The 13,031-nt window shown below is 62.3% G+C and carries 11 protein-coding genes; 7 read left to right on the top strand and 4 right to left on the bottom strand.

Annotated elements, in window-relative coordinates:
* Window positions 1-97: 97 nt before the first annotated feature.
* Window positions 98-451 (bottom strand): hydroxyisourate hydrolase, encoded by a 354-nt coding sequence (gene uraH / locus P0D80_RS25710; RefSeq protein WP_408287456.1) that lies wholly within the window; start codon window positions 449-451, stop codon window positions 98-100.
* A gap of 537 nt (window positions 452-988) precedes the next feature.
* On the opposite strand from uraH, the gene P0D80_RS25705 reads away from it, so the two are divergent.
* Window positions 989-2,386 (top strand): 8-oxoguanine deaminase, encoded by a 1,398-nt coding sequence (locus tag P0D80_RS25705; RefSeq protein WP_408287453.1) that lies wholly within the window; start codon window positions 989-991, stop codon window positions 2,384-2,386.
* A gap of 63 nt (window positions 2,387-2,449) precedes the next feature.
* On the opposite strand, the gene P0D80_RS25700 is transcribed toward P0D80_RS25705, so the two are convergent.
* A complete protein-coding gene (locus tag P0D80_RS25700; RefSeq protein WP_074764203.1) occupies window positions 2,450-3,382 on the bottom strand; it encodes a LysR substrate-binding domain-containing protein in 933 nt (310 codons plus the stop codon).
* Window positions 3,383-3,633: 251 nt separating this feature from the next.
* Between P0D80_RS25700 and P0D80_RS25695 the strand changes: the two genes are divergently transcribed.
* The 4 genes from P0D80_RS25695 to P0D80_RS25680 all read left to right on the top strand — a co-directional run bounded on the left by P0D80_RS25695 (window position 3,634) and on the right by P0D80_RS25680 (window position 8,538).
* Window positions 3,634-5,235: an ABC transporter ATP-binding protein gene (locus P0D80_RS25695; protein ID WP_408176137.1), complete on the top strand. Its 1,602-nt coding sequence runs from the start codon at window positions 3,634-3,636 to the stop codon at window positions 5,233-5,235.
* 75 nt (window positions 5,236-5,310) lie between these two features.
* Window positions 5,311-6,417: an ABC transporter permease gene (locus tag P0D80_RS25690; RefSeq protein ID WP_132374181.1), complete on the top strand. Its 1,107-nt coding sequence runs from the start codon at window positions 5,311-5,313 to the stop codon at window positions 6,415-6,417.
* Between the two features lie 43 nt (window positions 6,418-6,460).
* Window positions 6,461-7,390 carry an ABC transporter permease gene (locus P0D80_RS25685; protein ID WP_012433315.1) on the top strand — a complete coding sequence of 310 codons (930 nt, stop codon included), beginning with the start codon at window positions 6,461-6,463 and terminating at the stop codon, window positions 7,388-7,390.
* Window positions 7,391-7,443: 53 nt separating this feature from the next.
* Window positions 7,444-8,538 carry a BMP family ABC transporter substrate-binding protein gene (locus P0D80_RS25680; RefSeq protein ID WP_408287450.1) on the top strand — a complete coding sequence of 365 codons (1,095 nt, stop codon included), beginning with the start codon at window positions 7,444-7,446 and terminating at the stop codon, window positions 8,536-8,538.
* Window positions 8,539-8,661: 123 nt separating this feature from the next.
* Here the strand turns inward: P0D80_RS25680 and P0D80_RS25675 are convergent, their stop codons facing one another.
* Window positions 8,662-8,868 (bottom strand): dodecin, encoded by a 207-nt coding sequence (locus P0D80_RS25675; RefSeq protein WP_091793652.1) that lies wholly within the window; start codon window positions 8,866-8,868, stop codon window positions 8,662-8,664.
* 173 nt (window positions 8,869-9,041) lie between these two features.
* On the opposite strand from P0D80_RS25675, the gene P0D80_RS25670 reads away from it, so the two are divergent.
* Together P0D80_RS25670 and P0D80_RS25665 are read left to right on the top strand one after the other, a co-directional pair.
* Window positions 9,042-9,983 carry an NAD(P)-dependent oxidoreductase gene (locus tag P0D80_RS25670; RefSeq protein WP_408287447.1) on the top strand — a complete coding sequence of 314 codons (942 nt, stop codon included), beginning with the start codon at window positions 9,042-9,044 and terminating at the stop codon, window positions 9,981-9,983.
* Window positions 9,984-10,066: 83 nt separating this feature from the next.
* Complete coding sequence (locus P0D80_RS25665) at window positions 10,067-11,659, top strand: ABC-F family ATPase (RefSeq protein ID WP_408176141.1); 1,593 nt, start codon at window positions 10,067-10,069, stop codon at window positions 11,657-11,659.
* 87 nt (window positions 11,660-11,746) lie between these two features.
* On the opposite strand, the gene P0D80_RS25660 is transcribed toward P0D80_RS25665, so the two are convergent.
* Window positions 11,747-12,943 carry an acyltransferase family protein gene (locus P0D80_RS25660; RefSeq protein WP_408287444.1) on the bottom strand — a complete coding sequence of 399 codons (1,197 nt, stop codon included), beginning with the start codon at window positions 12,941-12,943 and terminating at the stop codon, window positions 11,747-11,749.
* Window positions 12,944-13,031: the final 88 nt, after the last annotated feature.

Below are 13,031 nucleotides of genomic sequence, written 5' to 3'. Positions count from 1 at the left end.
GAGCATCTGCGCAATGCAATCGAGCGCGACCGGTATGCTGCGCGAACTCGACCTCGCTTTGTCCAACACCTTTCCCGCATCTCGTGGCAGATGTCTCCTAGCTGCCGCGATACGTGCTGTACGACCACGGTGACACGAGCAGCGGCACGTGATAGTGCGCGCTGGCATCGGCCACGCCGAAGCGCAACACGACGCGGTCGACGAAACGCGGCTCCGGCACCTTCGTGCCGATCGACGCGAAGTAGTCGCCGGCGCCGAACACGAGTTCGTATTCGCCCGCAACTAGCGCCGCGCCTTCGAGCAGCGGCTGGTCGCAACGACCGTCGTCATTGGTGGTAGTGGTTTTGAGCGCGCGGCGCGTATCGCCTGAGAGCGCGAAGAGTTCGACCTTGATGCCCGCGCCGGGACGGCCGTTCGCGGTGTCGAGCACATGGGTAGTGAGCTTTCCCATTCGCAATTTTCCTTATGTGAATGCGAGGTTTCGGCGGCAGCCCGATCCAGACACGTTTGCGGCGGATCGAGGCTCCACGTCAGTGGCTACATACCCGTCGGCGAATTGAAGCGAGCGCCGTGACAGCCATTGTAAAAAGGTTGTTCCGTCCAGCGCGCGCGAGATAGGAAAGATAATAGCTGGCGCATGACGGACAGCCTGCTGAAAGCCGCAACGACTCGATTCCTTCAACTATTACAGCGCATTTGCCCTACCGGCGGATCGTACCGGCGCCAAAAAAGGCCCACTATATCGACGGCGTGAAGTTGGGTATCGCATTGGCGTGAGTTGTCAGCATTATTTTGGCCGTCGAAGGTTACGTCTGTGCGTTGCAGCAAACGCGAATCGACGACGATTCAGCCGCGACGCACCCCGAAGACGGCGGAAACACGCTGGGTAACCGGGCCAACGGCGTTCGACGGGACGCGGCGGCACGGTGGCGTGCCGTCACATCGCGTTCGAACGGCTTTGCACGGAAGCAATGAAGCGGAGAAACGAATGACGATGGAACAAGCGGCTAGTCAAACGAATAAGCCCAAAAAAACGATGCTGGTGAAGCACGCGGACGTGCTGGTTACGATGGACGGCGCCCGGCGCGAACTGCGCGACGGCGGCCTGTATATCGAGGACAACCGCATCGTCGCGGTCGGACCGACGGCGGAACTGCCGCAAACCGCCGACGAAGTGCTGGACATGCGTGGACATCTGGTGATTCCGGGTCTCGTGAACACGCACCACCACATGTATCAGAGCCTGACGCGCGCGATTCCCGCCGCGCAGAACGCCGAATTGTTCGGCTGGCTGACCAACCTCTACAAGGTGTGGGCGAACCTCACACCGGAGATGATCGAAGTCTCGACGCTGACAGCAATGGCCGAGCTGTTGCTGTCCGGTTGCACGACTTCGAGCGATCACTTGTATATCTATCCGAACGGCAGCCGGCTCGACGACAGCATTGCGGCGGCGCGCCGGATCGGCATGCGTTTTCACGCGGCGCGCGGCAGCATGAGCGTGGGGCAGAAAGACGGCGGCCTGCCGCCGGATTCGGTGGTCGAACGTGAAACGGACATTCTGAAGGACACGCAGCGCCTGATCGAGACATACCACGACGAAGGCCGTTACGCGATGCTGCGCGTGGTGGTCGCGCCATGCTCGCCATTCTCGGTGAGCCGCGATCTGATGCGTGAATCGGCGGTCATGGCGCGGCGGTATGGCGTGTCGATGCATACGCACCTCGCGGAGAACGTCAACGACATCGCGTATAGCCGGGAGAAGTTCGGCATGACGCCGGCGGAGTATGCGGAAGACCTCGGCTGGGTCGGTCATGACGTGTGGCATGCGCACTGTGTGCAACTCGACGACGCGGGCATCGAGCTGTTCGCGCGCACCGGCACCGGTGTTGCGCATTGTCCGTGTTCGAACATGCGGCTCGCGTCGGGCATCGCGCCGGTCAAGCGCATGCGTCTGGCGGGCGTGCCGGTGGGTTTGGGCGTCGACGGATCGGCGTCGAACGACGGCGCGCAGATGATCGCCGAAGTGCGTCAGGCGTTGCTGTTGCAGCGAGTCGGCTTCGGGCCGGATGCGATGACCGCGCGCGAGGCATTGGAAATCGCGACGCTCGGTGGCGCGAAAGTGCTCAATCGCGACGACATCGGCGCATTGGCACCCGGCATGGCGGCGGATTTCGTGTCGTTCGATTTGCGTCAGCCGCTCTTCGCGGGCGCGTTGCATGACCCGGTCGCGGCGCTCGTGTTCTGCGCGCCGTCACAAGTGAGCTACAGCGTGATCGGCGGCAAGGTGGTCGTGAAGGAAGGGCAGTTGACGACGCTGGAACTCGGACCGGTCATCGAGCAGCACAACCGGTTGGCGAAGACGCTTTACGAAGCGGCGGCGTAACGGGGAGGGTGAGGTTATCGGCGACGAGACACGTAACCGCCGATAACCCACAAACGCAAAGACTCAAGGCTTGTCGATCAACGTCTTGGTCGCTTCAGCAACCAGGCTGCGTAACCAGCGCACTTCATCGGAGTAATGCACGCGCTCGTGCCACAACTGGTAGTACTGCATCGGCGGAAAATCGAGCGGTGCGGGCACGACCGTGAGCGGCAGGAACTTGGCGTAGTAATCGGCAAAGAGACGCGTCGTCGTGAAGATCAGATCGGACTTGATCAGTACGTACGGCGCCAGATTGAAGTACGGCAAGGTCACGACCACATGACGCTTTAAGCGCTCGCGCGCGAGGTGCACGTCGATCGCGCCGCGCTGGCCCACCGAATAAGGAGTAGGCGCGAGATGCGGCGCATTCAGGTACTGGTCGAGCGTGAGGCCGCCGCGTTTGGCGAACGGATGCGTGTTGCTCATCAGGCAGACGATCTGATCGACGAACAGGTTCGACAGGTGCAACTGCTCCGGCGGCTCTGGCCAGTTGCCGACCACGATGTCGAGCTTGCCGTCCTCGAGCGCGAGTTCGTAGTCGAAGGCCGGTCCCAGCGAGTGAAACTCGAGCGTCGCGTTCGGCGCGGCCTGGCGAAAGCGTTCGACCACCGTCGGCACGAACAGCACGTTCAGGTAGTCCGGGCAGCCGATCCGGTAGCAACGGATGGACGTGGCCGGATCGAAGTTGTGCTGCTGAAACTTGATGCGTTCGATCTCGCGCAGCGCGTTCTGCACCGGTTCGAGCAGGCGCAGGCCGTATTCCGTCGGCACCATGCCGGATTTGCCGCGCACCAGCAGCGGGTCGCCGGTGATGTCGCGCAAACGGCGCAGCGCCGCGCTGATGGCGGGTTGCGATTGATTCAGTTTGACGGCCGCGCGCGTGACGCTGCGTTCCATCAAGAGGGTGTGCAAGACGCGTAATAGATACGTATCGATCGCCTCGCGTTGCTGACTCATGACTTCTCCGAAATATATGTGCTGGCTGATCGAACGGGCGTGGGGGTATATGACTTTTAATATGAACGAGACGCCGCGTCAAGAGTGGGATACCCGCAGAGCGCGCTGCGGCGCGGGTTTGCGGGGAATTTTGGCGGCTCGACTGACTGGGTCGAATTAGGTATTGTCATCCGGTTGTGGTGACGGATCGGCCGCCGGCAAGGTGGACGGACGCGCTGTAACCGGCAGTCACTGACGTACTACGGAATCACATGAGCGACTCTTCTTATAGCGACGGCGCCGCCGCGCAGCCGGCAGACAGGCCGGAACAGGCGGCGCCCCGGTTGGTGCTTCAAGGCATCACCAAACAATACCCGGCCGTGCGAGCCAACGACGACGTCACGTTGATCGTCGCGCCGGGCGAGATCCATGCCGTGCTCGGCGAAAATGGCGCCGGCAAAAGCACGCTGATGAAAATCATCTACGGCGCGGTGCGGCCCGACGCCGGCGAGATTCGCTGGGGAGGCCAGACGGTCGAGATCGCCAATCCGGCGGCGGCGCGCAAGCTCGGCATCGGCATGGTGTTCCAGCATTTTTCGCTGTTCGAGACGCTCACGGTCGGCGAAAACATCGCGCTCGCACTCGACGAACCGTTCGATCTGAAGACGCTGTCCAAGCGCATCCGCGAAGTCTCGGCCGACTACGGGCTCGACATCGACCCGCAGCGTCACGTGCATAGTCTGACAGTGGGCGAGCGGCAACGCGTCGAGATCGTGCGCTGTCTGCTGCAGAACCCGCGTCTGCTGATCATGGACGAGCCGACTTCGGTGCTGACGCCGCAAGCGGTCCGCAAACTGTTCGAGACGCTGCGGCGGCTCGCCGCCGAAGGCTGCAGCATTCTCTACATCAGCCACAAGCTCGACGAAATCCAGGAACTGTGCGACACCGCAACGGTGATGCGCGGCGGCCGCGTGACCGGTCACGTGAAGCCGAAGGGCGAAACCCACGCGTCGCTCGCTCAATTGATGGTCGGCCATTCGCTGCCGGATTACACGCGGCGCGAACACAACCCGGGCGCGGTGCTGCTCGACGTGAAGCAACTCTCGGTGGAAAGCGACGATCCGTTCGGCACCTCGCTGCGTGACGTGTCGTTCGGCGTGCATGCGGGCGAGATCTTCGGCATCGCGGGCGTCTCGGGCAATGGACAGGCGGAACTGCTGTCGGCGCTGTCGGGCGAAAAGCGCGGCGTACGCGCCGACGCGGTCACGATTTGCGGCAAGGCGGCGGGACGCCTCGGCGCAGGCGGCCGACGTGCGCTCGGCTTCGGCTTCGTGCCGGAAGAGCGTCTTGGCCGCGGCGCGGTGCCGGCCATGACGCTGTCGGAAAACGCGCTGCTCACCGCGCATCGTCAGCAGATGGTGAGTTCGGGCTGGATCAAGGCCGGCGCGATGCGCGCGTTTGCGAAGCGCTGCATCGACGCTTTCGACGTGCGCTGCGGCGGCTCGGAAGCGCTCGCGCAAAGTCTGTCGGGCGGCAATCTGCAGAAATACATCATGGGCCGCGAGATTCTGCAGGCGCCCAAGGTGCTGGTGGTCGCGCAGCCCACGTGGGGCGTCGACGTCGGCGCGGCGGCGTTCATTCGCCAGCAGTTGCTCGATCTGTCGGCGCGCGGTGTGGCGATTCTGGTGATCTCGGAGGAGTTAGAAGAGTTGTTCGACATCTGCGATCGCATCGCGGTGCTCGCAGGCGGCAGACTCTCGCCGGTGCGCGCCACGGGAGCGACCAACGCCGAGGAAATCGGCCGCTGGATGGCGGGCCTGTTCGGCGATCGCGAGGGCGCAGCGCCTTCGGCGGAACAACCGGCGCATGCCTGAGCGGGCGTCTGTCGCGCGAATACGCGTGACGTCGCCCGGCATCAGTACGAGAACCATATCAATCACACGCTACCCATGATTCTTCCGTATCGACTCGAAGCACGCACGACGCCCTCGCGCACCATGCAGCTCGCCGTGCCGCTGATCGCCGCGTTGCTCACGCTCGCGATCGGCTTTCTGATCTTCAGCCTCGTCGGCCGCGATCCGCTGCAGGCCATGCACGCGTTTTTCATCGAGCCGCTGTCCAGCGTGAACGGCTGGTCCGAGCTGCTGCTGAAGGCATCGCCGTTGTGCCTGATCGGCTTGGGTCTCGCCATCGGCTATCGCGCCAACGTCTGGAACATCGGCGCCGAAGGGCAAATGCTGCTCGGCGGCATCGCCGCGAGCGGCGTCGCGATCTATTTCGATCAGGCCACCGGCTGGTGGATTTTGCCGACCATGATGATTGCCGGCGTGCTCGGCGGCATGGCGTGGGCGGCGATTCCGGCGCTGCTCAAAAGCCGCTTCAACACCAACGAGATTCTCGTCAGCCTGATGCTCACGTATGTGGCCACGCAACTGCTGATCTACCTGGTGAGCGGCCCGTGGCGCGATCCGCAGGGCATGAACTTCCCGCTTTCGGAGATGTTCAGCGGCGACGCGCTCTATCCGACCTTCTCCGGCGACTGGCACTGGAAATGGCTGCGCGGCACGCGTCTGAACGCATCGGTGTTCGTCACGCTGATCGCGATTCCGCTCGTGTGGGTTTTCATGCGCAAGAGCTTCGCGGGCTACCGCATGAACGTCGGCGGTCTCGCGCCACTCGCCGCGCGCTACGCCGGCTTCTCCGACAAGAAGACCATCTGGACGTCGCTGCTGATCAGCGGCGGCCTCGCCGGCCTCGCCGGCATGGGCGAGATCTCCGGTCCGATCGGGCAGTTGCAGGCCACGTGGTCGCCGGGTTACGGCTTCACCGCGATCATCGTCGTGTTCGTGGGGCGGCTGCATCCGCTCGGCATCGTGCTCGCGAGCCTGCTGATGGCGTTGCTGTACCTCGGCGGCGAAGCCGTGCAAACCTCGATGCAACTGCCGCAAGCGCTTTCCGGCGTGTTCCAGGGGCTGTTGCTGTTCTGCCTGCTGGGTGCCGACCTGTTCGTGAACTACCGCGTGCGCCGCCGAACGCTGGCCGCCCAGGTTCACTGACCAGCTCTCCGACATTCGCTCACTGATTTATCGCCGGATCCACATGGACATTCAACAAGCCAGCTCGCTCACGTCGAGCGCCGTCACCGCCGCGATTCCGCTGATGTTCGCGGGCGCGGGCGAACTCGTCACCGAAAAATCGGGCGTCCTCAACCTCGGCGTCGAAGGCATGATGCTGATGGGCGCTGTGACCGGCTACGCGGTCACCGCGATCACCGGCAGCCCGTGGCTCGGCGTGCTTGCCGCGATCGGCGCCGGTCTCGCGATGTCGCTGCTGTTTGCGTTTCTCACGCTCACCATGCTCGCCAATCAGGTCGCCACGGGTCTCTCGCTGACGATCTTCGGCATCGGCCTCTCGGCGTACGTCGGCAAGCCGTACACGTCGGCTGCGGTGCGCGCGACCATCGACACGTGGACGATTCCCGGCCTCTCGAAGATCCCGGTGCTCGGTCCAGCGTTCTTCAGCCTCACGCCGCTCGATTACCTCGCGTTCCTGATGTTCGCGGTAATCGGCTGGTTCCTGTACCGCACGCGCGCGGGCCTCGTGCTGCGCTCGGTCGGCGAATCGCCGCAGGTCGCGCACTCGGTCGGCTTTCCGGTGATCGGTGTGCGTTACGGCGCGGTGGCGTTCGGCGGCGGCATGGCCGGACTCGCGGGCGGGTACTACTCGATCGTCAATCTGCACCTGTGGCAGGAACAGCTCACCTCGGGCCGCGGCTGGATCGCGCTCGCGCTGGTCGTGTTCGCGACGTGGCGCCCGGGGCGCCTGCTGATCGGCGCGCTGCTGTTCGGCGCCGTGACGGGCCTGCAGTTTTACGCCCAGGCGATCGGCGTGCCGGTGCCGACGCAATTTCTCGCGATGCTGCCGTACGTCGCGACGGTCGTCGTGCTGGTGCTGATTTCGCGCAATCCGAACACGATCCGTCTGAATGCGCCGGCCTCGCTGGGCAAACCGTTTTTCTCGGCGGGCTGACCGACCATCGACTCCGCTTTTCACATCATTCGATAAACACGACAGGAGAAAACATGAAGAGAAGAAATCTGCTGACCGCTTTCGCTTGGGGCGCGGCCTCGCTGGCGCTCGCCGCGCCGCTCGCGCAAAGCGCGCAGGCCGCCGATGCGCCGGGCGTCGCGTTCGTCTACCTGGGCAATCCGGGCGATGCGGGCTGGACCTTCGCGCACGATCAGGGCTCGAAGGAAGCAGAAGCGAAGTTCGGCAACAAGATCAAGATCACGCGCATCGAAAACGTGCCGGAATCGGCCGACTCCGAGCGCGTGTTCCGCGATCTGGCGAACAAGGGCAACAAGATCATCATCGGTTCGAGCTTCGGCTATCAGGACTTCGAACTGAAGGTCGCGAAGGATTTCCCGGATACCGTTTTCCTGCACGCAACCGGCTACAAGAAAGCGCCGAACTTCGGCACCTATGACGTGCGCATGTACCAGGGCGCGTACCTGGCCGGCGTCGCCGCGGGCTACGTGACGAAGACCAACACGCTCGGCTTCGTGGCGTCGGTGCCGATTCCCGAAGTGATCCGCAACATCAACGCGTACACGCTCGGCGCGCGCTCGGTGAATCCGAAGGTGCACACCAAGGTCATCTGGATCAATAGCTGGTTCGATCCGGGCAAGGAAAAGCAGGCGGCTGAAACGCTGATCGGCCAGGGCGCCGACGTGCTGCTGCAAAACACCGATTCGAGCGCCACGCTCGCCACGGCGTCGGCCAAGCACGTGCACGCGTTCGGCTGGGATTCGGATATGAAGAAGTTCGGTCCTGACGCGCACCTCGGTTCGGTGGTCGCGCACTGGGGTGTCTATTACAACGCGGCGATCCAGCAGGTGCTGGATGGCAAGTGGAAGAACGATCCGGTGTGGTGGGGCATTCCGCAGAAAGCCGTCAACCTGGAAGATCTGAACACGTCCGCGATTCCGGCTGACGCGCAGAAGCAGGTCGCGGCCAAGCGCGACGAACTGGCGGGCGGCAAGTGGGACGTGTTCACGGGTCCGCTCAAGGATCAATCCGGCGCGGTGAAGGTGCCGGCCGGCAAGACGCTGACCGATCCGGAACTGCAACGCCTGAACTGGTATGTGGAAGGCGTGGACGGCACTCTGCCGAAGTAACGCCGCCAAAGGTCGACCAGGCGGCGGTCTCAGCAACCGCTGCTTTGAGGAGCTGCGTCCTGTACGGACGCAGCTTTTTTTGCCTTGGGTTTTTAACGCGCCGATGGCCAGGCGGCCGGCACATCAGTCGATGCGCAAACCAACCTTGATGGTCACCTGCCAGTACGCCACCTTGTCGTTTTCGATCTGGCCCCGTGTTTCCGTCACTTCGAACCAGTGCAGATTGCGCAGCGTCTTCGACGCTTTCGCGATTGCCGTGCTGATGGCGTCGTCGATCGATTTGGTCGACGAGCCGGTCAGTTCGATCTGTTTATAGACGTGTTCGGACATGGACTTCCTCCTTTGATCTTCGTTGGTGTTCAAAAAGTATAGGCAACGGAAGCGCCGCGAACGGCCCCCGCGTGAGCAAGTCATGCCGCACATGCCGTGCCCGGTATGCGGTGGCGGGACGCCGCCGTTATCATGTCCGCGCAACTCAATCTGACATGCGACGAGGTTCCAAAGTGGAAATTGGTTTTTGCGGTCCTGGTTTGATGGGCGCGCCGATGATCCGGCATCTGCTGCGCGCCGGGCATACAGTGCATGTCTGGAATCGCACGCGGGCCAAGGCGGAAGTGCTGCTGGCGGACGGCGCTCAAGTGGCCGAGACGCCGCGCGAACTCGCCGCACGGTGTGAGGCCGTGCTGCTGTGCGTGGCGGACGCGGCGGCAGTGGAGCAAACCGTGTTCGGCGCAGCGGGCCTGCTGAGCGCCGATGCGCCCGTACCGGGCCGGTTGCGCTGGATCGTCGATCACTCCAGCATTCCGCCGGCCGCGACGCGCGCCTTCGCGCAGCGCGCGGCGGCGCTAACGGCGGTTCGCGCGGACGCAGGCGAGGGTGAGCGCGAGGCGGTCGGCAGCGTCGGCTGGATCGACGCGCCGGTGTCCGGCGGCGTGGCCGGCGCGACGGCCGGCACGCTGGCGGTCATGGCGGGCGGCGCCGCCGCGGACGTCGAGGCCGTCAGACCGCTGCTCAGCGCCTACGCGGCGCGTGTCACGCACATGGGCGAGGTCGGCGCGGGCCAGACCGCCAAGCTGTGCAACCAGGCCATCGTCACCGCGACGCTGGCGGCGATTGCCGAGGCGGTGAGCCTCGCGCAGCGCAGCGGCCTCGACGCCTCCCGGCTGACCGAGGGTCTCGCCGGCGGCTGGGCCGATTCGGTGCTGCTGCAGACGTTCGTGCCGCGCATGACGCAAAGCGGCCTCGCGCCGATCGGCGCGTTTCGGACCTTTCAGAAAGACATCGACACGGTGGCGGCCACCGCGTACGAGACGGGCACGCCGATGCCGGTGTCGTCGACGGTCCAGCAATTGCTGCGGCTCGGCGCGGCGATGGGGCTCGGCGAGGCCGACCTGTCGGCCTTCATCGACGTTTTGCAGACGCCGCGCGGCGCCCAAACCTGGTAGCGCGACGCGCGTGCGGGTTGAATTCGCGATAACCTGCTAAAATATTGGGTTTTTCGCCGATATCACATTCAAAGGGACGCGCCGTGCTGTCTACCGCCAATATCACCATGCAATTCGGGCCAAAGCCCCTCTTCGAGAACATCTCGGTCAAATTCGGGGAAGGGAACCGCTATGGCCTGATCGGTGCGAACGGCTGCGGCAAATCCACCTTCATGAAGATTCTGGGCAGCGACCTGGAGCCGAGTTCGGGCAGCGTCATGCTCGAGCCGAACGTGCGCCTCGGTAAGCTGCGCCAGGATCAGTTCGCTTACGAAGACGTGCGCGTGCTCGACGTCGTGATGATGGGCCACACGGAAATGTGGGCCGCCATGACCGAGCGCGACGCGATCTACGCGAACCCCGACGCGACGGACGACGACTACATGCACGCCGCCGAACTCGAAGCGAAGTTCGCCGAGTACGACGGCTACACCGCCGAAGCGCGCGCGGGCGAACTGCTGCTCGGCATCGGCATTGCGATCGAGGACCACAATGGCCCGATGAGCAACGTGGCGCCCGGCTGGAAACTGCGCGTGCTGCTCGCGCAGGCGCTGTTCTCGAAGCCGGACGTGCTGCTGCTGGACGAGCCGACCAACAACCTGGACATCAACTCGATCCGTTGGCTGGAAGACGTGCTCAACCAGTACAACTCGACGATGATCATCATCTCGCACGATCGACACTTCCTGAACCAGGTCTGCACGCACATGGCCGACATGGACTTCGGCACGCTGAAGGTCTATCCGGGCAACTACGACGACTACATGCTGGCGAGCACGCAGGCGCGCGAGCGTCAGCAGAACGCCAACGCGAAGGCGAAGGAACGTGTGGCCGACCTGCAGGACTTCGTGCGCCGCTTCTCGGCGAACAAGTCGAAGGCGCGTCAGGCCACCAGCCGGCTGAAGATGATCGACAAGATCAAGATCGAGGAATTCAAGCCGTCGTCGCGGCAGAACCCGTTTATTCGCTTCGAGTACGAGAAGAAGCTGCACAACATCGCGGTGGTGGCCGACAGGATCTCGAAGAAGTATGAGCGCAGCATTTTCAACGACTTCAGCATCAGCGTGCAGCCGGGCGAGCGTATCGCGATCATCGGCGAGAACGGTGCGGGCAAGACCACGCTGCTGCGTTCGCTGCTGGGCAGGCTGGAGCTCGATCACGGCACGGTGAAGTGGGCCGAGAACGCGAACGTCGGCTACATGCCGCAGGACACGTACGAAGAGTTTCCGGACGACGTCACGCTGATGGACTGGATCGACGGCTATCGCAAGGAAGGCGACGACGAGCAGATGGTGCGCGGCACGCTCGGCCGGCTGCTGTTCAATGCCGACGACATCCGCAAGTCGGTCAAGGTGCTCTCCGGCGGCGAGAAGGGCCGCATGATCTGGGGCAAGCTGATGCTGGGCCGCCACAACGTGCTGCTGATGGACGAGCCGACCAACCACATGGACATGGAATCGATCGAGTCGCTGCAGATCGCGCTCGACAAGTTCGAAGGCACGCTGATTTTCGTGTCGCACGACCGTGAGTTCGTGAGCGGTCTGGCGAATCGCGTCATCGAAGTGAAGACCAATGGCACGTTGAACGACTTTGGTGGCAATTACGAAGACTTTTTGCTGAGCCAGGGTGTGCAGTAAATCGTCGGTTTTCTGACTATCAGAGGCGTGCAACTCGAAACGGTTGCACGCCTTTTTTGTATCGCTGGCGGCCCATCGGGCCCGATGCTATTCGGCCAGCACGCTGCTCGATCTTGTGGCGCTGGTCGGAAGATGTTGAATGACCCGGCGCCCCAGGCGAATGCCGCCTCGCTCTATGACGTAATAGGTAGCAATCGAGATAGCGATGATAAAACCATAGGTCAGAAACGTAACGAGCCAGAATCTTTGAACGGTGAATACAAGGTTCGCGTTGTAACGGGGGAATTGCATCAGGATATTGATAACCAGCCCATGCAACAGGTAAATGCTGTAACTCACATTGCCAAGCCGCTTCGTGCCCGAGGCGGTCAATATTCCAAATACTGAAGCACCTGAAGCCACGAGAAAGAAAGATATGCCAAGAAGAACGGTTCCGAGCTTCGAATAAGGGCTACCGGAAAGGAAGATTGCCGAGGCAACGGCGACAATCGCGAAAACTGAGCGAATAACACCATGTCCCCTAAGTTTGGGGTATGAGCGAAGCAGGCTCGCCGTGAGCATTCCGATTACAAAGTGCTCGATGAAGACGACGTTCAGATCGTCGACCACACCACTGCCAAACAGCAAAACGATCAAGGTTGAAGCGGTGATTGCAACCGTAGCCTTTTCGCGGGCGACAATTGCGAGCAGCGGAAGTGACATATAGAAGAGCCATTCGTAATGAAGGCTCCACGTTTGTCCGACTACCCCCAGATACTCAGGATGATTGAGGAATGGGATAGGTTGATTGACGAGGCCGAAAAAAAGCCATTGCGAGAGTTGTGCAACCGTTTCACCATGCGTCTGAGCGGTAGCGATGCCCACATGACGAATGACAAATATAAAATACGCGACAATCAGCAGCAGGTAGAGAGGGTAAATCCGGAATGCGCGATTGATATACAGCTCAAGCCATTTAATGTTTCCCTGGCGATCAAGCAGGCGTCCCCAAAACAAATACCCGGTAATCATGAAGAAAATCGACACTGCACCTGGCCCAATGAACGCATAGAAAGGCGATGGCGGCAACCCGGATGTTCCTTGCTTCATGTTGTATGCGGTCATCACAAAGTGATGAAATACAACCGCCGAAGCGAGGATCCCACGCAATCCGTCAATCGAATCCAGTCGATGTTGATGCGCAACAGGGGCGGTATCGAGAAACGAAAAAGCACGCTTCGGCGACAGAATGAGGATCGTGAGACCGAGAATGACCAGGGTAGGCCATATTGAAAGCATATTCATAAAAGTTTTCCCCTGGACGGGGCTTTCCGAGCGGGAACCGAGCATTTGTCGATGCCGGATAGTACTACATCCAGTACCAACGATTTCC

This window comes from Paraburkholderia sp. RL17-373-BIF-A, assembly GCF_046030175.1.
Classification (GTDB): Bacteria; Pseudomonadota; Gammaproteobacteria; order Burkholderiales; family Burkholderiaceae; genus Paraburkholderia.
Note: the sequence above shows the minus strand (reverse complement) of the source record. Positions and strands in the feature narration are given on the sequence as shown.

Excerpts from the sequence above, each read along its gene's own strand:
- uraH (WP_408287456.1), bottom strand. The coding sequence starts at position 451 with ATGGGAAAGCTCACTACCCATGTGCTCGACACCGCGAACGGCCGTCCC.
- P0D80_RS25660 (WP_408287444.1), bottom strand. The coding sequence starts at position 12,943 with ATGAATATGCTTTCAATATGGCCTACCCTGGTCATTCTCGGTCTCACG.
- P0D80_RS25700 (WP_074764203.1), bottom strand. The coding sequence starts at position 3,382 with ATGAGTCAGCAACGCGAGGCGATCGATACGTATCTATTACGCGTCTTG.
- P0D80_RS25685 (WP_012433315.1), top strand. The coding sequence starts at position 6,461 with ATGGACATTCAACAAGCCAGCTCGCTCACGTCGAGCGCCGTCACCGCC.
- P0D80_RS25705 (WP_408287453.1), top strand. The coding sequence starts at position 989 with ATGACGATGGAACAAGCGGCTAGTCAAACGAATAAGCCCAAAAAAACG.
- P0D80_RS25675 (WP_091793652.1), bottom strand. The coding sequence starts at position 8,868 with ATGTCCGAACACGTCTATAAACAGATCGAACTGACCGGCTCGTCGACC.
- P0D80_RS25680 (WP_408287450.1), top strand. The coding sequence starts at position 7,444 with ATGAAGAGAAGAAATCTGCTGACCGCTTTCGCTTGGGGCGCGGCCTCG.
- P0D80_RS25690 (WP_132374181.1), top strand. The coding sequence starts at position 5,311 with ATGATTCTTCCGTATCGACTCGAAGCACGCACGACGCCCTCGCGCACC.
- P0D80_RS25695 (WP_408176137.1), top strand. The coding sequence starts at position 3,634 with ATGAGCGACTCTTCTTATAGCGACGGCGCCGCCGCGCAGCCGGCAGAC.